This is a genomic window from Sulfitobacter sp. TBRI5, assembly GCF_051013555.1.
Taxonomy (GTDB): domain Bacteria; phylum Pseudomonadota; class Alphaproteobacteria; order Rhodobacterales; family Rhodobacteraceae; genus JL08.
The window spans coordinates 888,972-907,810 of sequence record NZ_CP112884.1 but is presented as its reverse complement, the minus strand read 5'-3'; the positions used below and the strand labels follow the sequence as shown (position 1 = coordinate 907,810).

General features: G+C 55.1%; 18 protein-coding genes, 1 tRNA gene, 1 rRNA gene and 1 pseudogene. 8 read left to right on the top strand and 13 right to left on the bottom strand.

What is annotated here, in order from left to right; translation table 11 throughout:
• Positions 1–52: 52 nt before the first annotated feature.
• Together rrf and OLX72_RS04715 are read left to right on the top strand one after the other, a co-directional pair.
• Positions 53–167, top strand: a 5S ribosomal RNA gene (rrf, locus tag OLX72_RS04720).
• 106 nt (positions 168–273) lie between these two features.
• A tRNA-Met gene (locus OLX72_RS04715) sits at positions 274–350 on the top strand.
• Here OLX72_RS04715 and OLX72_RS04710 read toward each other — a convergent pair.
• The 5 genes from OLX72_RS04710 to OLX72_RS04690 form a co-directional block, all read right to left on the bottom strand.
• Entirely contained in the window at positions 307–1,899 is a 1,593-nt protein-coding gene (locus OLX72_RS04710) for a recombinase family protein (RefSeq protein WP_254684771.1), read from the bottom strand. The genes OLX72_RS04715 and OLX72_RS04710 overlap by 44 nt on opposite strands.
• Positions 1,900–1,934: 35 nt before the next feature.
• Positions 1,935–3,035 carry a tyrosine-type recombinase/integrase gene (locus OLX72_RS04705; protein ID WP_433989930.1) on the bottom strand — a complete coding sequence of 367 codons (1,101 nt, stop codon included), beginning with the start codon at positions 3,033–3,035 and terminating at the stop codon, positions 1,935–1,937.
• Positions 3,032–4,735, bottom strand: coding sequence for a hypothetical protein (locus OLX72_RS04700; RefSeq protein ID WP_433989929.1), 1,704 nt, complete (start codon positions 4,733–4,735; stop codon positions 3,032–3,034). Before OLX72_RS04700 ends, OLX72_RS04705 begins: the two co-directional genes overlap by 4 nt.
• Positions 4,736–4,901: 166 nt before the next feature.
• Positions 4,902–5,129, bottom strand: a complete 228-nt coding sequence (locus OLX72_RS04695) for a helix-turn-helix domain-containing protein (RefSeq protein WP_433989928.1) — start codon at positions 5,127–5,129, stop codon at positions 4,902–4,904.
• Between the two features lie 234 nt (positions 5,130–5,363).
• Positions 5,364–5,594: a hypothetical protein gene (locus OLX72_RS04690; RefSeq protein ID WP_433989927.1), complete on the bottom strand. Its 231-nt coding sequence runs from the start codon at positions 5,592–5,594 to the stop codon at positions 5,364–5,366.
• 370 nt (positions 5,595–5,964) lie between these two features.
• Here OLX72_RS04690 and OLX72_RS04685 point away from each other — a divergent pair, with 370 nt between their 5' ends.
• A complete protein-coding gene (locus OLX72_RS04685) occupies positions 5,965–6,639 on the top strand; it encodes a hypothetical protein (protein WP_433989926.1) in 675 nt (224 codons plus the stop codon).
• A 137-nt stretch (positions 6,640–6,776) separates the two neighbouring features.
• Positions 6,777–7,376 (top strand): hypothetical protein, encoded by a 600-nt coding sequence (locus OLX72_RS04680; protein WP_433989925.1) that lies wholly within the window; start codon positions 6,777–6,779, stop codon positions 7,374–7,376.
• A 112-nt stretch (positions 7,377–7,488) separates the two neighbouring features.
• On the opposite strand, the pseudogene OLX72_RS04675 reads toward OLX72_RS04680, so the two are convergent.
• The 3 genes and pseudogenes from OLX72_RS04675 to OLX72_RS04665 all read right to left on the bottom strand — a co-directional run.
• Positions 7,489–7,794 (bottom strand): annotated as a pseudogene (locus OLX72_RS04675) (IS110 family transposase); the annotation flags it as partial.
• 158 nt (positions 7,795–7,952) lie between these two features.
• A complete protein-coding gene (locus OLX72_RS04670) occupies positions 7,953–8,501 on the bottom strand; it encodes an IS630 family transposase (protein WP_433990430.1) in 549 nt (182 codons plus the stop codon).
• A 43-nt stretch (positions 8,502–8,544) separates the two neighbouring features.
• Positions 8,545–8,907: a helix-turn-helix domain-containing protein gene (locus OLX72_RS04665; protein ID WP_433989924.1), complete on the bottom strand. Its 363-nt coding sequence runs from the start codon at positions 8,905–8,907 to the stop codon at positions 8,545–8,547.
• Between the two features lie 291 nt (positions 8,908–9,198).
• Here OLX72_RS04665 and OLX72_RS04660 point away from each other — a divergent pair, with 291 nt between their 5' ends.
• Positions 9,199–11,022, top strand: a complete 1,824-nt coding sequence (locus OLX72_RS04660; RefSeq protein ID WP_433989015.1) for an adenylate/guanylate cyclase domain-containing protein — start codon at positions 9,199–9,201, stop codon at positions 11,020–11,022.
• A gap of 43 nt (positions 11,023–11,065) precedes the next feature.
• Here OLX72_RS04660 and OLX72_RS04655 read toward each other — a convergent pair whose 3' ends face one another.
• Entirely contained in the window at positions 11,066–11,929 is an 864-nt protein-coding gene (locus OLX72_RS04655; protein ID WP_433989016.1) for a LysR substrate-binding domain-containing protein, read from the bottom strand.
• A 112-nt stretch (positions 11,930–12,041) separates the two neighbouring features.
• Here OLX72_RS04655 and OLX72_RS04650 point away from each other — a divergent pair, with 112 nt between their 5' ends.
• Together OLX72_RS04650 and OLX72_RS04645 are read left to right on the top strand one after the other, a co-directional pair.
• The gene (locus OLX72_RS04650) at positions 12,042–12,266 is read left to right on the top strand and encodes a hypothetical protein (protein WP_433989017.1); all 225 of its coding nucleotides are present in this window, start codon (positions 12,042–12,044) and stop codon (positions 12,264–12,266) included.
• Positions 12,267–12,462: 196 nt separating this feature from the next.
• A complete protein-coding gene (locus tag OLX72_RS04645; RefSeq protein WP_205388903.1) occupies positions 12,463–13,653 on the top strand; it encodes an adenylate/guanylate cyclase domain-containing protein in 1,191 nt (396 codons plus the stop codon).
• A gap of 83 nt (positions 13,654–13,736) precedes the next feature.
• Here the strand turns inward: OLX72_RS04645 and OLX72_RS04640 are convergent, their stop codons facing one another.
• Both OLX72_RS04640 and OLX72_RS04635 read right to left on the bottom strand, forming a co-directional pair.
• Positions 13,737–14,195, bottom strand: a complete 459-nt coding sequence (locus OLX72_RS04640; protein ID WP_433989923.1) for a MaoC family dehydratase — start codon at positions 14,193–14,195, stop codon at positions 13,737–13,739.
• A gap of 146 nt (positions 14,196–14,341) precedes the next feature.
• On the bottom strand, positions 14,342–15,088 hold the full coding sequence (locus OLX72_RS04635) for a winged helix-turn-helix transcriptional regulator (protein WP_114870262.1): 747 nt from the start codon (positions 15,086–15,088) through the stop codon (positions 14,342–14,344).
• 145 nt (positions 15,089–15,233) lie between these two features.
• Between OLX72_RS04635 and OLX72_RS04630 the strand changes: the two genes are divergently transcribed.
• Positions 15,234–15,515, top strand: coding sequence for a DUF4242 domain-containing protein (locus OLX72_RS04630; RefSeq protein WP_114872266.1), 282 nt, complete (start codon positions 15,234–15,236; stop codon positions 15,513–15,515).
• 234 nt (positions 15,516–15,749) lie between these two features.
• Here the strand turns inward: OLX72_RS04630 and OLX72_RS04625 are convergent, their stop codons facing one another.
• Both OLX72_RS04625 and OLX72_RS04620 read right to left on the bottom strand, forming a co-directional pair.
• Positions 15,750–17,030: an MFS transporter gene (locus tag OLX72_RS04625; RefSeq protein ID WP_433989922.1), complete on the bottom strand. Its 1,281-nt coding sequence runs from the start codon at positions 17,028–17,030 to the stop codon at positions 15,750–15,752.
• 526 nt (positions 17,031–17,556) lie between these two features.
• On the bottom strand, positions 17,557–18,579 hold the full coding sequence (locus OLX72_RS04620; RefSeq protein WP_433989921.1) for an IS110 family transposase: 1,023 nt from the start codon (positions 18,577–18,579) through the stop codon (positions 17,557–17,559).
• Between the last annotated feature and the right edge of the window lie 260 nt (positions 18,580–18,839).

Genomic DNA, 18,839 nt, shown 5'->3' with positions numbered 1-18,839 from the left:
TACACATACAATCAGCGTATTTGACTTGGAATTTTCAGAGGTTTTTTCTCGGTTTGGTGGTCATAGCACAAGTGAAACACCCGATCCCATCCCGAACTCGGCAGTTAAGCACTGTTGCGCCAATGGTACTGCGTCTTAAGGCGTGGGAGAGTAGGTCACCGCCAAACCTAGTAAAGACCTTTGGAACATGTTGACCGGCAGATGTCGATTAACGTGACGTATCTCTCTTTCGATGCTCCCTAACCACCTGTTTTGATTAGGGAAGCGCTTTGGCGCGGGATGGAGCAGCCCGGTAGCTCGTCAGGCTCATAACCTGAAGGTCGTAGGTTCAAATCCTACTCCCGCAACCAACAAGAACGTACCGCCGCCCTCCGGGGCGGCGTTCGTTTTTGTACCAAGCGCCAAGATCCCCGCCAAAGTTCCAACCAGCGTCACTTCGGTCTCACCCCGCTTGGTGCCAGCGCGCACTTCGATGCGGTCAACCAGGCTGCGGATGGCTGTCATGGCATCGTCACGCGTTGCCTCATCAGAGAGAAGGCCCGCGAGTTCGCCGACTTTCTTTCGGTAGAGATCTGCATAGTTCGGATGAAACCTTACCACAGGCGAGACCGGGTTGCGGGCGATTTGCGCCTGCAGGGTGGATTTGCGGTCTTCCAGGGTGGTCAGCCGTTCACGTACCGAGACAGGCGCTCCATCTCCCGACATTATGAAATCGACGCAGCGGGTGATCCCACGTTCGACCTCTGCCAAGTCCTTTTGCAAGGCAGCTTGATCGGAGGTACTGCGCTTGCTCAACCTTGCGAGTTCGGCCTTCAGTTCGGAGGTAAACTCGTCAACGAGAGTGTCATTGCCAACAAGGATATCGCGCAACCCGTCCAGCACGCGGTTCTCGACCTCTGCGGCGGCGATGCCAAAGGCCGCCTCGCAGGTGCCTTTCTCGCGGCGTGCGGCGCAATAGTATCGATCCTTGCGGGCAATCGTCATGTTGCCACCACAGCAGCCGCATTTAACGAGCCCCGTGAGCAGGCGCTTCTTGGTCTGGCGCTTATTGCCAGCATGACTGGCATAGCGAGACTTGAGCGCTTGCGCCTTTTGCCAGGTCTCATCGTCAATAATCCGTAGGTCAGGCACTTCTGTGGTAATCCAGTCTTCAGGGGGATTCAGCCGCGACTGCCGTTTGCCAGTGTCCGGATCCTTCACAAAGCGCTGTCTGTTCCATACGAGGCGCCCAACATACATCTCGTTGTTCAGAATGCCATTGCGCCGCTGACGGCTGCCGTGAATCGTTGAAGCATTCCACTCACCTCCGCGCGGGCTGGGAATGTGGTCGCCGTTCAGGCCTGCTGCAATTTTACGGGCAGACCGCCCGGCGATATATTCTGCAAAGATACGCTGCACGACGTTGGCTTCTGCGGGCTCGATGACCCGCTCGCCTGTGGCAGCCGTGCCATCAGCCAGCATCCGACGGACCACACTGTAGCCGTAGGAGTTGCCGCCGCCCGAGAGGCCTTGTTCAACGCGACCGCGCAGGCCGCGCCTTGTCTTCTGCGCCAAATCCTTGAGAAACAGCGCATTCATCGTGCCCTTCAGGCCGATGTGCAACTCGCTGACATCACCTTCGGCCAGGGTAGTGAGCTTGATGTCGGCATATTGCAGGCGTTTGTAAATACCGGCGATATCTTCCTGATCCCGGCTTACGCGGTCGAGGGATTCGGCAACGACCGTATCGAACAAACCCAGACCTGCATCCGCGATAAGCGCCTGAAGACCGGGACGTGTCTTGATCGAACCGCCGCTAATGGCCGCGTCCGTGTAGACCTGAACCGTCGTTCCGCCCGCCGCCATGACATTTTCTTCACAGGTGCGGATCTGGTCCTCGATCGATGCAGGGTTCTGCATGTCCGTCGAATACCGTGCATAAATAGCGGCTTTCATCAGCGTTTCCTCCGCTTTGCGTTGACGCCAGCGGGCTGGAGTTGCGCCCTGAGCTCTTTCACAGACTGCCCCAACGTTCTGCACGCATGCAACTGCTGGGCCTGAATATAATGTTTCTCGGTTGTACGCGGATCAGTATGTCCAAGAATTGACGCAGCAATCCCAATGTGCTTGGGGTCTTCGATGGCAACGCTGGTCACAGCACAATCCCGAAACAGATGTGGGTTGATCGCGCGACCAAAGGCGCGCTCTGTCGCTTTACAGATCCCGGCATATATCGTGTTTCCGGTCATTGGCTTCCCATACTGTGTGATCCACAGGCGATCGTTTTCATTACCGTTGAGTAATGTATGCCGAACTTGCTCGATATAGTGTTCGATGTACGTGGTGAGCCCTACCGGCACCGGGATTTCAACGGGCTTGCGGGCCTTCATCTCTGACGCCACAAAACGCAACTCGTAGCGCCCCTTGAGCTTTATCAGATGTTGATCGATCTTAATCATCGTGAGATTTCCCAGCCGCATGGTGGGGCAGGCAATCAACAGCCCCACAAGCAGCGCATCCCGAAACTTGGTCTCGGCGTGCCGGGCCGGTGGCGCTTTGAGGATCCGGTCAAGTTCTCCATAGGCCCAACCCGAGATCTCTGCTGCGGGCCGCAACCGCGAATGCTTGTCCTTCGAATCTCTCCCCTGTGCCTCAAGGCGCCGCACTGCCCGATTGAGCCAGGACCAGTCTGTTGCCGGTGCCATGGCCTTGCAGACGGCCAGAAGCTCAGCCAGCCTCCCCCAGACGGTCCAGCTGGCCACCTCTTCGGAAAGCTGATCGATGTAGGCAGACACGGCCTCTAATGTGACGCAGTCTTCAGGCGCATGATTGACCTCGTACTGACCGCTTGTGATCAGGAAGGTCAGCCACCTTCCGTATCCCTTGCGGTACTTTTCCCGGGTGTCGTCGCACCAATGGTGTCCAAGACCGGCTGTGCCCTCCAGAATATCTCCGGGCTCAAAAAGCTTTTCCCAGGCGCTCTGATCGGCTTCCGGCCATTCATGAAGCTTCAGGCAGCGACGCAGGGGATCTTCATGTGGCAATAGCTGGGTCATCCTGCGCTCCGTGCAGCAGAAAGGGAGTTCTGGTAATGCTCCAACGCTGAGCGGCGCTCGAACTGCGCATAGGCCTTCATCGCGGTCCTGAGAGAATTGTTCAGCACATGGCTCAGCGTAGTGACATCGCCCGGCTGCACGAGGCTGTGGATCTTGCCCGCGATACTGCGGAACAAGTGCGCATTGATAGTCAGACCTGTGTGTTCAAGGATGGTTGTCTTGATCAGGTTTGAAACGCCATTTGGCCGTTTGGAGCCGCCATTCATGGCGGGAAACAGAAAGTCTGAACGCTCCACCAATAATACCGGGCGTGCCTTCTCCAGATAATAGTTCAGCAAGACCGTGGCGTCCTTGCCGAGTTCATAGTCCAGGGCGACGTTATTCTTCACCTCATGCGACGGTATATGAATGTGGGTCCGATGCTCGCGTTTGATCCTGATCGGTTTGAGGTGCCGCTCGAGGTTCAGTGAAGCGAGATTACCAACCCGCATCGGGGCGTTGAGCAGGATCTCGATGGCCAGTGCGGCCTGCACAAGAAGAGCGGCCTTGCGGGGCTTGGTTGCGAAAAGACGCTCTGCCTTTGTGACCAAGACTGTTGGTAAATGCAGCAGCCTGGCGAGGTTGTCGCTGTCTTCGAGTTGAAGCAGGCGCTGACGGTTCTTCTCGCGCAAGCCGTCAGCATCACGGCCGAGGCGTTTGACAATCCCCCGAATGTCATCGAGGTGAGCTGCATCGACGCCGACATGATGCTTCGCAATGGCTTGCAAACAGACAGCCACCCCTTTGATGGCTTCTGTAGGCTTGTCATCAAAGCGTCCCATCATCCACCGAAGGGCGGCCTTGAGATTGTCCATGTCGACGAGCAAGGCGAGGCTTGTGATCTCCGCCATCGGTTTGCCGGAGTGCACCAACGCAGAGGCCACCTCCTGGATCTGAAACCGACGGTGTTTGATGGTGGTCGGGCGCAACGCCTGACTGGGACCCGAGGCATCGAAAAGATCAGGATTGCCCAGCCGTTTGAGCCATGCGTCGACATCAGACTGGAACGCGTTCGGAAATGTCTCGATGGGAAAGGTCCAGGGCTCTTTCTTGCGGGGCAGGGGTGAGAGCGAAACATCCGGCCAATTAGTGATCTGATCCTTCAACCTGTTCCATGTCTTGATGGCATTGGCGACGACATGCTCTGGCCGGTTGACGAAGCTTTCAGCGATCAGGGTCTCCAGCAACGCGTGAGGATGTTGGTCCCTGATCTGGTGGGGTTCCACCGACAGCGCTGAGCAGAATTGCGCAAGCTGGGTCAGTTTCCAGAGGTCATGCTTGTTCTCAATCTTACCCAGCAGGTCTGACCAGCCCGGGCTGACAGGTGCCAGCCAGTCGGAGCGCTTGCGAGAGCAGCCCGTCAGTTCCAGCGCCTTCAAGGCATCGCTCTTGATATTTGCCAAGCGCTTTTTGGTGATGTTGTGTCGCGCTGGGACAATCTTGCGCACACGGATGTAAAGCCAATTGATATTTGCCGGAATCTCGGCGGGAGGCCGTCCGAGCATGCGCGCCAGCGATCTGAGCGCCGACTTCAAATCCCGGCGCCGTGTCGTTGACAGATCTTCCATGTTGGAAAGCTGTGCAATAACACTATCGAGCATGGGCGCCTTGGCCGAAACAAAGGGGCTGACAGCCGTCTCTTGAGGGGTCTCTTCAGTCATCGGGCTGCACTCCTCATGTATAGGGATGACCTCGGGTGGTCACGGGTGGACAACGCGTCCCAGTCGGGAAAGCGTAGCATAATAATCCGGTTCGGATTGTGCAGGCACGCTGTCCCGACACCTCCATAAGCCTCTGAAAACAATAGACATGAGTGGACAACTTTGGTCACCGGCTCATCCGCTCCAAAACGAAGGTTCTGAGATCGCACGGGAAGATCCGCCACTGGTTGCCAAGCCGTGCAGCAGGCAGATCGCCGGCGTGAATCCAGCGGCGTACGGTCTTCTCAGACACACGACAGGTCTCCGCGACATCAGTGATGTCAAGCATCGGATCGGGTTTGGGGTTTGGCTTATTTGGCATGATCGTTCCCTTCGCTTGGAAGAGAAGGGCCATGCTCCTGGTCTTCCGTTCGGGGAGTGGCCGCCAAAGCCTCATGGGCAGCTGCACGTGCCAACAGCCGCACCAGCGTATGCAGCGTCTCATCTGCGCGACCGGTATGCTGTTGATGTGAAACGTCCCGGCGCATCGGCCACTCCTGTTCTTCATTGAGAACAGTTAGGCACTGCTGACCCGGCCCGTCAGCCCGCCATTGGCCCATTAATCAGACGGGGCATGGGCTAGTCAGGTCTAGGTGTTGATTTTGCGCTGGATACTGGAGCGGCTGGGAGCGTCTTTCTTCAAACGATCTTCATAGGTGCCTTGAAGCTCGAGGATCAGTTCGTTTTGGCTCATCTCTGAATTTTGACGTTGCAGTTCATCAAAGATCGCACGAATTGCATCCCAGTCATATTTGCTTCGGCCACTGACTTCATTGATGCTGCGCCAGAACCGCTTCATGTCGGCGCTGAGCAACCGCACGGCGCTCCATGGTTGATTGTTTGGCTGCCCTGCAAAACAGACTAACGGGGGCCGTATCGCAAGGTCAGTCCACTCAGCTGCGGGGATCTCTTCTAGCTGCCCTGGAGTATTGTTGCGATATCCATATGAGACTATCCGCCTTTGCTCCAACGCGCGCCTGAGGTCCTCGATTGAACCATGTCGTTCCCGGTTGGCTGGCCACATCGATGGATACATGCCAAGCGCGATAGCCGCTTCTTGGATGCAGCAAACGGCGAGACCGAGATGAGCGATGCCATACGGCGATGGTGGCTCAACCGGTATTGAGCGATAAATTTTTCAAGAAAAGCCTCGTTTCAACATTAATCCTCCCATGAAAGGAGAGACACTCATGTCCGAACTAACCAGAAGAAGCTTTTTGACCGCACTGCTGGCGGCCGGGTTCTGTTTTCCAGGTGCGGAAAATAACGCAAGTGCCTTGGAGGATCTTGATGCCATCGGACGAACACTGAAAACCGAACCGCTGATCTTTGACGTTCTGCCATATGGTGGTGAACTGGTTGCGTCGAATTATCTGCCGAATGCCGATCGCTACACCGCCTATGACGTATCACCCGAAGATCTGCAGTTTGGCGAGGGAACCTATGACCTGCTCGATCGCATTCAGGCATTGCAAGACGCCATCTACACATACGCCTTTGATATCACAGATGATGCTGAGGCGCTCGAAGATTGGGGTACCGATATGGCGGCCGACTTCGTCGATGCCCTGCCGGGCGACAAACGAGCGGACCTAACCCGATATCTTCAGCGTTGGTTCGAGGGGGCGCCTGATTTCGAGGAACGTGATAGCAACGATATCGTCCGCCCCACGGACGGACGTCAGATGGCATTCCGACTGTTCTGGGATTTCGACCCTGAAATTCTTGACGCCTTGGAGATCTACGTCGTCGAAGGGGACAGTCCCGGCAGCACCTACTACGCGGCTGAAATGCGTGGGGACGTTGACGAGGCTAATCGCATAGCGCGGGAGCTTGGGATGCCTTGGCACTTCAGGCGTCAATGATCATTCGCAATGTTCCAACGCATCGAGAGCGCGTCTTTCACCTTGGCCAACCCTGCTGAACCGGCAAGGTCGCCGCCCGAAGTTCTTGCACTCAGCCACACTCAAACAGTCTTTTACACCCATCAAAGGAGAGTACCATGATCACACGCCGAAACTTCATCGCTGCCAGTGCCGCAACGGCATCGGGCCCCTTGGCCCTGGGAGCCGCCGAAGAGGACCGGCGTCTGCCCCTCAAGGCAGAGCCAAGGGTCCCGATCCTCCGTGCACGGCCCGCCGAGGATGGGCGGCTGCTCCTGATCAGCGACGGGCCGGAGGCACCACGCAAGCTGATCAGGCCAGAAGCGCTCGAGCGCGCCTTTGGCACCGGCACCGAGCGCGTTCTCTATCAGCCGGATCATTGGCGGATGATCGACGAGGGCTGGTTCATGAACGACGACCTCTACGAGCCCAGCGATTGTGAGGGTGCCGCGTTTGACATCTGGCAGGCCAACTACAGGCCAGAGATAGAGGCGCATGATCTTCTCTTTGCTCTGTTCGAGGACGATATCACCGGACCCTTTGGCGCCCGCATTGCGAAGTACGGGCTCGAACTCAGCGAGCATCCGAGCACGCCGCGCTATGCGACGGCGAAACTCGATGGCGCGGGGTGCCTGCCTGGCTTGGCCGCCGAAGTTGCAAGGCGAACGCGTTGGCTTGTCATCGAGGCCAGAGTTGCCGCGCGCGAGGTGAACGGATGACGCAGCAGCTAACCGGACACCAAGCATTCAGCCGCTCGCATGTTTGAGTCGTCCGAACACGTCAGCGAAGCCTTCTTTCGATACCTCGTGCAGTCGCATCGCCTCGGACACGACGGGTATCAGCCTCGCAAATCGCTTCTGCATCAACGGCATCTGTCTTGCCGCGTTTCACATATGGCTTAACGTAGGTGGCAGGCATCAACCGCACATCATGACCGATCGCAGTCAACTCGCGCGCCCAATGATGGGCCGAACCGCACGCCTCGATGCCAACCAAACAACTCGGTAACGTCTCGAAGAACTTGATCAATTGTCTGCGCCTGATCGAACGATTGAAGACAACTGTGCCGTCAGCGGTGATACCGTGAACCTGGAAAACGTCCTTTCCAAGATCCAATCCTATTGTCGTAACTTCCATGGTGGAGCTCCATTCCTAGCTGATGAAAACATCTGCACTATGCCGCATTGCGCGACGGTTGGGTGCAGACGCCATCCACTCCATCCGCGTTGTGGTCATAGACGAACTTTTGACGATCGTCTGCTATCGCCCGAACCGGTCATTAGAGCGTTTTGCGTTTAATCGGTTCCATACCCTGCAGCTTTGAAGAAGTTGAAGCATTCTTCGTCGGTGAACAGATCGCAAACATGACCGACAGCTGTCCAAAGTGCTTCATATGTTCTGGCTGCCGCCTTTCTGATCAGCGCCTTGAGCTTTGAGAAGGCCATCTCGATGGGGTTCAGATCGGGTGAGTACGGTGGCAGGAACAAGAACCATGCGCCTCGGTCTTGCAGCAGCTCTGCGGCGTATTGGCTTTTGTGGCTGGACAGGTTGTCCAGGATGATCACATCGCCTTTGCGCAGCGTCGGCGCGAGTTGGGTTTCGACATAAGTGTCGAATGTTGCGCGGTTCATGGTGCCGTCGATCACCCAGGGCGCATCCAACCTGTTGTGGCGCAGCGCTGCGACAAATGTTTGCGTACGCCAATGCCCGAAAGGCGCATGATCGACAAACCGCTGCCCGCGCGGTGCCCAGCCGGTGGTCTTGGTCATGTTGGTTTTCAGCCAGGTCTCGTCCAGAAAGCCGATGCGTTCCAACATATGTGCCATGAAAGGCTGGCGATGCACGATCCAGATACGCCGCTCTCGCGCCACTTTGGCACGCTTCTGCTCAAGCGCCTGAATGTCTTTTTTTGTGCGTCAGCCCAAGGCGCTGGAAAAGTCGCCAGACCGAACTGGGGGTAACAGATATGCCCCGCTCCGAGAGGAGCCGCGCGGTCATCTCGTCAAGCGTGATCTCGCCTCTTGTTTCCACCTGTGCCCGCACCCAATCTTCGTGTGGCGTCAGTTTGCCGATGCCCGGATTGCCCTGACGTTTGGGCGCAAGCGACCCGGTTTCGCGTTTCAGTTTGACCATGTCATTGACGAATTTGACCGATACATCGAACCGCGCTGCCGCAGAGTGATGCGTATTGCCAGCCAGTACATGCGCCACAACGCGCTCACGAAGCTCCTTTGGATGAGGTTTGCCCATATTCACCGCCTTTGTTTGTTTCCAAACAAAGAATCACGGTTCACCCCAAATGGGAATCCCGAATCCGATCACACGCAAAGCGCTCTAACAGCAGAAAGTTTGGCTTTTCGCGACCGAACGACCGCTCAGCGGCGCTTAGCTGTCATCTGAGAAAAACACTCAGATGACTGCCTTGAGCCCAAAGCAGCCGGATCAAAACCTCGCCCTTCGCCGGCGCAGCAAACCGGTCTTTGTTTGTAGAAACTGCCTAGTTGTTGCATTGTAACACCGCAAGACAACACCGGAGAACGAATGTCCCGAAAACTTGCTGGAATCCTGGTGGCTGATGCAGTCGCCTACAGTGCCCGGATGGAGGAAAACGAGGCCAAAGCACTGGCCGCGCTCTCCAACTCACGCGCGATTATAGACGGCATTCTTGCTGAGCATCAGGGCTCGATTATCGCTACTGCAGCAGATAGCGTCATCGCCGAGTTTCCTTCGGCGCTGGATGCCGTTCGCGCCGCTCTCGATGCTCAGGCCCAATTGGAGCGAGATGAAGCAGATAATTTTCGCTTTCGTATTGGGGTGCACTTCGGGGACGTAGTACAGCAGGACGGAACACTTCTCGGTGATGGGGTTAATATCGCCGCGCGCCTAGAGCCTTTGGCGCCGAAGGGCGGGATAATAATCTCCGGCGTTGTCGCTGATCAAATTGTGGGGAAAGTCGATGCGAGATTCTCGGCGATTGGCAAGCACAGTGTCAAAAACATTGCACGTCCGGTTGATCTGTATTGCTGGCCCGAAACGGCAGCAAAGGCCTACCGTCGCCGTAAACTCATGCGTCTGTGGCCTATTGCGACGGTCGCATTGATTGCTGTCGCCTCAGTATTCGCGTGGTTCGCCCGTCAGGAAGAGGTCGATCAAGGTATGCCAACGGGTCCCAAGATCGCAGTTCTACCATTCGAGGAAGTTGGTGCGGGTGCGGAAGAAGTCTTCTTCGCTGATGGACTTAGCCGAGACATCAACGCCTACCTAACCAAATTCTCTAATCTATTTGTTTTTTCTCTCAGTTCGACACGGGAGTATTCTGAGGTTGATTGCGCCACCATCCGCAGGGAGTTGAATGCAGATTTTATACTATCCGGGACGGTCCGTCGCGCGGATGAAAGCCTGCGAGTTACAACCTCATTCACGGATGCCAGGGATTGCGTTCAGCTTAACGCGCCCGGCCCATTCACACGCGATCTGTCGGCGCAAAGCGTGATTGACGTACAGATCGAAATCGCAAGGAAGGTCGTTTCTGAGATAGGGTCTGCTGACGCCCCCATCTTCGATGCCAAGTTCGCTCGCGCGATTGAGGAAAAGGCGCCAGAGAACCTCAACGCTTATGAGTGCGTGCTGCTATCTTACTGGTTTTACGAGAATTTCGAACCTGACCGCCATAGGCGAGCGCGTGACTGCCTCATGGGTGCGGTGAAATCCGATCCTGACTATTCGCTCGCATGGTCGAGACTGGCGTTCTCACACATCGAGTCGAAGAAATACTCTATCGATACGAAGGACAGTTGGGACGAAGACAGTTTACGCGCGGCACAGCGTGCGATCGATCTAGACCCGGCCAATCCAGATGCGTATTACGCTCTGGCGATCCGTAGCCAGATGGTCGGTGATGCGCCGGATGTATTCGCGAACCACGCGCGAAAGGCGATTGAGCTAAATCCATATGACTCCTTCGTTCTGGCGGATTTGGGTACTTGGATGGCCTATGCCGGTCAATGGGATACAGGCAAAGAATGGGTTACTCGGGCCAAAGCTTTGAACCCCAAGCACCAGAGTTGGTGGGATTTTATATGGCAACTGCACTCATTCCTCCAAGGCGACTATTCGGCGTCTATTGCGCATGCGCAAACCGTGAACTTGCCCGGTAACTATATGGTGCAGGCTGCTCTAACGGCTGCACACGCCATGAACGGGGATCAAGAGATGGCCGAAAGGACATTGGAAAAAGTTCTTGAATTGAAACCCGACTATGCGGAAGATCCGAGACAGCCATTCCGGGCACGTGGTATGGAAAAAGTTCTTGTGGACAAACTCATGGAAGGTCTAACCATGGCAGGGTTGGATGTTCCGACATGACCTCTTTGAACCTTTAGGGCGTTGAGCTTAGCTTTTTCTCAGATCACTTCGACGGTCCTTCAAGCAGCCATTGGCAGATTGCGCGCACGGCCTTTCGGCGCTTGGCGCGCTTGTTGACGACAAGATAGTATCCCCCAAACTCGATCTCGACAGGGCTCAATTCGACAAGCGCGCCGGACTGTAGCTCTGGCTCGCAAAGGTTCTTGTCCATGAGGACCGCACCCAATCCTGCCACCGCGGACTGTATTGAGAGTATGGCGCCAAGGGGATGGAGCAGGTTCAGGTTCGGGATATTGGTAAGGCCCGCTTTTTCAAACCATTCGGGCCAAAGGCCGAATGTCGCATCAACAAGCAGGGGGCCTTTGGCCAGCGCCGAAAGATCCAGTGCTCCATGCGACAACGGGGCAAAGCCGGGTGCCGCGTACGCCCTGACACCGCATTGAAACAGAAGATGGTCGTCATCATCTGCCTTAGTGCGTAAGTACCGCAGGCCCATGTCAAAGTCGTGCGCCTCGATATCCATCAACTGGGTCGAGACAGACAGCTTTAGGTCAACATCGGGGTGGCGCGCTTTGAGGCTGGCCAGTCGCGGGATCAACCATTTCTGGGCAACTGTGTTTTCTGTCGTGAGGGTGACGGTGCCTTTGGGTGGGACCGAGAGCGCCTCGGTTGCATGGGCTATCCGATCCAGCGCGGGGGTGATCTCGGACAGGTACGCGCGCCCTTGATCGGTGAGGACAACACCTGTGTTGTGCGTGCGAAAGAGGTGGACATCCAGACGCCCCTCCAAACCGCGCACGTGCCGAGAGATTGCGGAATGAGACACGTTCAACTCTTCGGCGGCCTTCGTAAAACTGCCCAACCTTCCCGCTGCCTCGAAGGCACGCAACGCGTTCAGTGGGGGCAAGAGTCGCATCCTGCTTTGTGACTTTTTGGAACAATGGATGTCAAGGAACGGCGTTTGAGCCTGTTGAGTGCGGTGCGGTAAATTTGGCGCAAGTCGAACCAAGGAGGCGATCATGAAAGTTATCAATCACACAGAGTTTGAAGTCGGCGAAGCACCTATTTTGAAAGCACGCGCTGGCGTTGTTGCGTTTGCGAAGGCGGGTATTGCGAAATTGAGTGGCCTATTCCGTAAGAGCTATCAGGTAGACCGATTACCCGCTCGACTTCTCCGAGACGCTGGAATTGACGATCTGGAAATTGAACGGCGCCGGTTGGCCAATGCACCCTTGATCCGATGAGGCAAAAAGGTGCGTTATGAATGATATCGGGAATGTCGGCTTCGGGCGGCTGTTCAGACATTAGCGCAAATTGCGGCGATTGACCGGTCAGAGCCCTTAGTGACCGCCAGAATTATTGCCTAACTTGTCCGTAAACATGCTATTTGGCTTTGTATCCCAATTACTGGCTAAGAGTTTAAGGTATTTAAAATCTTTGGTGGCAAATCAAACAAAAAAACCAACACCCAAAAAATGGGATCATAACGTGGTCATTGACTGGCTGGTCGATGAGGGAAGATTTTTGCCTGATATGGATGAACTGGTTCACCAGCTGGGTAACCACATGGTCAAGTTGGGCGTTCCTCTTTGGCGACTACGTATGGGTATCAAAACAGTGCATCCCCTTATCGCCGCGTATTCGACAGTCTGGGAAAGAGATACGGGGCAGAGCCAGCACATCGCAAACCCCCACGGCCTCGAAAATCGCAACGTCTATATTGGCAGCCCGTTGGCCCATATCTCGGAAACTGGAAATTCTTTCAGAAAGCGGCTTTTTCAAGATTTATCGTTGGATGTTCACGAATCCCTGCATGAATTGAAAGCTCGCGGGGCGACCGATTATTTCGGTCTGCCAATGAAGTATACGGATCAGGCCATTGGTGTGCTTATTTTTGTTACGGATTCGACCGATGGATTCGCACAAATAGACATAGCGCACTTCAAAAAAATTGCTGCCATCCTCGCGCCGATTACAGAAAGCTATCGGTCGCGGCAAATTGCAACTGCTGTTGCCGAAACTTATCTGGGACCAAGCACCGGCCGGAAAGTGTTGGATGGGCAAATAACCAGAGGCCATATTCAGAGCATCAATGCCGCCATACTCATGAGCGATATTCGTGATTGGACAGGTCTAAATGATCGCCTTCCAGCAGATTCGGCCATTGCTCTGGCCAATGGATTTTTTGAAGTGATTGCCGAAGCAGTCGAGACGAACAGTGGAGAAGTACTAAAATTCATCGGCGATGCTGTTCTAGCAATCTTTCCTGCAGATGATGAAAACTGTTCCCCCCAACAGGCCTGTCAAAATGCCTATTCAGCCGCCACAAAGGCCCTACAATGTGCCGCACATTCGAAACCATCACTGGGAATAGACTTCGGTATCGGCTTGCACTTTGGAGAGGTGCTATACGGCAATGTCGGGTCAAAATCCCGCATGGATTTCACGGTCTCCGGGAGGGCTGTGAATACGACAGCACGAATTGAAAGCATGTGTTCCAAGTTGGACAGGCCACTGCTTGTGTCAAATGAAGTTGCAGTTCATTTGGATAAAGAAATGCAACTGATTTCCAATGAAAAATTAAGGGGGTGTGAAAATAAAATTAATATCTTTGCCCCTGCAACTTCATGAATATATTCTAGCTGACATGTCCGTCATCAGAACGTTTGAGCAGTGGCGGCTTTGTCCGCGTGGCAGTCATTCATACCAATAAACTAGATGTCTGCTTTCCGGCGCGCCATCACGTGGTCCATAGTTAGACTAAGTACCTCTATGTCGTCTTGGTTGTATGCCCGGTATAGGAACCGAACCGTTCCCCGATCTGGCTTCGAACGTGATGGCGTGAGCACCTCGACCGATACGCGCGCGCGGAGCGTGTCGCCGGGGAACACTGGAGCGAGCCACCGCACCTCATCCATGCCATGGCCACCAAGGTTGGTCCCGGTAAGAACGCCTGTGTCACGGAATAGCCGGAAAGTGAGCGCTATAGTTTGGAAGCCGCTGGCGATGAGACCACCGAAAATCGACTCCGTTGCCGCCACCTTGTCTACGTGGAAAGGTTGTGGATCGTGCACCAGGGCGAAATCAACGATCCCACCCTCTGTGAGCGTGATCCCACCAGTCTCGAATGTGTCTCCGACCGATAAATCGTCGAAGTACTTGCCGCTAATCATGACGAAAACCTAAGTGAACGGGGTGCGGCTCGTCAACAAACTCACGTTCCCCGGCAATTCCCGCGGGAATCTTTACCTCAGAGCCCGCCGATACCGGTCTTTACTTGGTGGTCTGCTTCGGCCGCTGTTGCAGGCGGATCTTCTGGTTATTCCGCTGCAGCTTGTGACGCTACAGGCTCAGATGCGGAGTTCCCGTCCAACTGCATAACTTTATCAGGGTCTTCGACTTTGCGATTGTATAGCCAACGGTCCATGGTCCGCGACAGGATCGCATCCCCGCTAAGGAACAGCCGGCCTTCTTCGATTTCCCGTGCAATGGTTGTGCGGCTGATGATGATCGAAGACAGCGACAAGCAATTTGTTTCGACAAAAAGATCGATATCAAAGCCATGTGTTTCGGAACAGATTTCTACTGGATGTCCAGGACGGGCGATGACCCAGTACGTGTCATATTCTAATCTAGGGTCACTGAACCGAAACTGCATGACCACCTGCCGGTTGGGAAGCTTATCGGGGTAAATATAGCCGCGCATTTTCCACATCAGCGTGGACACATCCATGTCTTCCAATGCCACCCTGGCCTCGATGTTGCACTGTGCCCAACTGGCCAATGCCTCAAGCGCGGGTTCAAGTTCTATGGCGCGCTTAGTTCTGATGTAATCAACTTGACCGGTCGCCGGGTCTTCAATCCTTTCGATCATCCCTTGAGCGGTGAGTTCTTTGAGACGGCGCGACAGTAGCGCTGTTGAGATATTTCCAACACCACGTCGAATGTCGTTGAAGCGGGTCGCTCCTGCCCACATTTCGGACAGGATCGGTATTGTCCAGCGCGGTTCCAGAGCATTGGCTGCATGAATGATCGGGCAAATCAGTCCGTAAGGTTTGGTTCCCATAGATAACCCTCCTCACGAAGAAGCATACAGAAAATGGGCTTTTGTCGCCAGTTCACTTTGTGAAGCGGGCGCGCTTCACCATCTGAACTATGCCGGAACGGGCCTGATGGCGAACATAGGTCACCCAGCATTCAAGGAGGTTGAAATGCCCAAATTCATCGTTGAAAGAAACATTCCCGGTGCCGACAAGCTGACTGCAGCAGACCTGTGCGACATATCGGCCAAGTCAAATGCCGTGGTCGACGGTCTTGGAGTACCCTATGTCTGGCACCACACCTATGCCGCCGGCGACAAGCTCTATTGCGTGCATGAGGCGGACAGTGCGGATGATATCTACCGTCACGCCAAAGAGGGCGGGTTCCCCGCAGATCTTGTTTCGGAGATCAAGAACACTTTTGGCCCGGAAACCGCCGACCAAACCGCATAAGTGACTTCACCTGGGAACGCGGGAAACCACAGTTTCCAGGCTAAACACCAACGGCGGTTTCGTCCCGCTGTTCAGACATTAGCGCAAATTGCGGCGATTGACCGGTCAGAGCCCATGTAGACCAGTGCTGCATTACCCATGAATGTCCAGTTTACGTTCGATACACTCTTTCAGATATCGTGATCTCACACCGTAATCGGGTATCAATACCCAGAGAAAAAACATGATCTTGTGTCATGTCAGCGGTTCTTCAGCGTCTGCATGTTCCGCTGCCCAGTTGGTTGCATCCTCAACCGCAACAATCGAGGCCGTGGGCACCACGTTCACATAAGCATCTGTCTCGGAAACTGGAACCGCCTTGCTTTGGGACATTCGGTACAGCGCATAAAGCGTGATCGCCAAAAAGGTAAACCCAAGCACAATCCAGAATGCGAACGGACCGATGGTCTGCATGGCAAAGCCCGCGCCAAGCGGTCCGAGTATGGCGCCCAGTCCGAAGGTAAAGACGAGACCACCCGAGATCGCAGGCATATCCTCTGTCGGCACGTTGTCGTTGGTGTAAGCCAGCAGAAGCGCATAAAGCGGCGTTGTCATCCCGCCGGCAAAGAAGCCCGCGGCCATGATCGGGATCAGCGGATCGACCGGTAGCCATGCGGGTGGATTGTTCGCCATATAACCCAGCCCGCAGGCCACCGCGCCGAGGAATGCAGTACCGCATATGATCTTGCGACGATCGATCCTGTCAGACAGCCAGCCGATGGGCAGCTGCATCAGGATTGCGCCGCCGAACAACATCGCCACAAAGAGCGCGATCTGGTTTGCGCTCATGCCAATCTCACTACCGAAAACTGCGCCCATCCCCGATTGGCTGGCATAGATGCTGCCCAGCAAAAAGATCCCGACGGTGCCAAGCGGAGAGGCATCAAACAGGTCCTTGAGCCCGCCGGGCTTGGCGACTTTCACAGCTGGGGCGGGCTGGATCGACAGCAAGATTGGAGCAAACGAGATAGACACCAGAATAGAGGCTCCGATGAACAGGGCGGAATTTGCCGCGTCCCCCAGTGTCAGCAGGCCTTGCGCCCCAATGATGCCAAGCGTTTGCGCAAGCATATAAGCCGACAGCATTTTGCCACGATTTTCATTGGTCGTCGCGTTGTTGAGCCAGCTTTCCGCGACGACATAGACGCCGGACATACAGAACCCGACAATGATGCGCAGAACTGTCCAGGACCAAGGTTCTACCACCAGTGTGAAGGCGATCAGAGCCGCAGAGATGAAGCTGCCCAGAGCCGCGAAGACGCGCACATGTCCAACCCGCTGGATCAGGGCCGGTGTGAAACGCGCCCCGGACAGAAAGCCCAAAAAATATGCAGATGTCACAACGGATAGTTCGGCTGAGGAAAACCCTTCGATCCCGCCACGCAGGCCCATCAGGGTAAAATGCATCCCGTTGCCAAGCATGATGAGCACAATTCCAAGCAAGAGCGCCCAAACAGCAGCCAGCATGTTTATCATCTAAACGTTCCTATCGCGGTGGGAAGTGTCCTGTTTTGAGAACATAAGACATCGCAATGCTGCAGTCGCAATGCTGCAACGCCGCATATGCGCCACTTAGCGACATTCCATGAAGTTCCCAAAATGAAATAGGCGCCGAGAAGCAGGAAAAGACAGGCAATGCATAGCGCCCGCATCGGGCAGCACGGTAATTTCATCAAAGCAGACATTCTGTTTCGAGCCAGAAAAGTCCGGATTGTCCTGTGTGGATGTATATGGACCCCGCCTTATTGCAACGGTCTGTTTGGTTTGGTTCAGGATCACGATTGCTGGCGTATATCCGGCTTCTGTGAGCGGCCCGATATATCGTCACCGCGAGCCCCGATGGATTTCCGCTTGCTTCCCCCTCATTGGCTCCAAGGCATCAGCGGAGCTGCGCCGATCCACACACCAGGTTCAAGAAGCAACGGTTCGTGTCGTTGTCACCATCCCATGCCAAGTTGCTGCAATATTCCGGAATCTTTCAGTTTTGGCGTTCTTCGGTCCCTTAAGCGGACAGAGCCGGTTCGTATTCGGTCCGACCTGACAGGACTGCCCAAACGATCCTGGCATTTTTGTTAGCAAGCGCGACGGCCACAACATTGGGGTGCCGTCGATCGCGCATCCTTTCGATCCACAGGCTCCGTGCATCTGATTTGCCACCGGCCTTCCGCAGGACTGCCCGAGCACCATGGATCAACAGGGTACGCAGGTATCGGTCTCCGCGTTTGCTGATCCCAAACAGGCGGGATTTGCCGCCACTGGATCGCTGTTTGGGAACAAGTCCAAGCCAAGCCGCAAATTGCCGTCCGTTCTTGAAGCAAGTCCGGTCACCAACAGCGGCGACCAGCGCCGTAGCCGTTATCGGTCCGATCCCTTCAATCCTGCCAATACGCTGGCACATCTCGTTGGAACGAAAGAGGTCTCGGATGCGCTTGGTGTAAGCTGCAATGCGATGATCCAGTTCACAGAGCTCTTCGCGAACGTCGCAGACCAGATCGACCATCTTGTCACCCAGCTGAGCGTATGTGCCATCGGCAATCTGCCGGAGTGCATGCCTGATGCGCGAGATATCACGGGCGACCACCACGCCATGCTCTGCCAAAAGCCCACGGATTTGGTTCACCAATCTGGTCCGATCTGATACCAGTCTTTGACGGATGCGATGAACGGCCTGGATCTCAAGCTGTTCCGCAGACTTGACTGGTACGAAGCGCATCGACGGTCTGCTGATGGCTTCGCAAATCGCTTCGGCATCGTTTCGGTCGTTCTTGTTGGATTTGACGTAGGGCGTCACGAACTGCGGTGAGATCAGGCGGACTTCGTGCCCAATATCTGTGAACACCTTCGCCCAGTAATGCGATCCGCTACAGGCCTCTATGCCAATTATGCAAGGCGGCAAATCAGCGAAGAACTGCGCCACGGCATCCCGCCGCAATGTCTTTCTTAGAACTGCATTTTCCTGAGCATCCACACCGTGGACCTCAAATATGTTCTTTGCCAAATCCAATCCGATCCGCACAATTTCCATGATATGTCTCCTTGCTTTGCAAATACCGTATCGTGGCCGCCCGAAGGCAGCGGGGTCCATACCATTGGCTCCTGCAAAGCAAGACTTTTTTCGAAGTAATCGGCAATTTGTCAGATACGGTCTTGTGTTCGGCCTGTTCGCGCGGAGCTTAGGTCCGCTGGCCTTGATGGTTTCCGCAGATCAAGTCCCCATTCTCGCAGACGGACAGTTGTCGTCCTGGACAAAGCCCGGGGTGTCTCGATGTTGCGGCTGACTTGTCC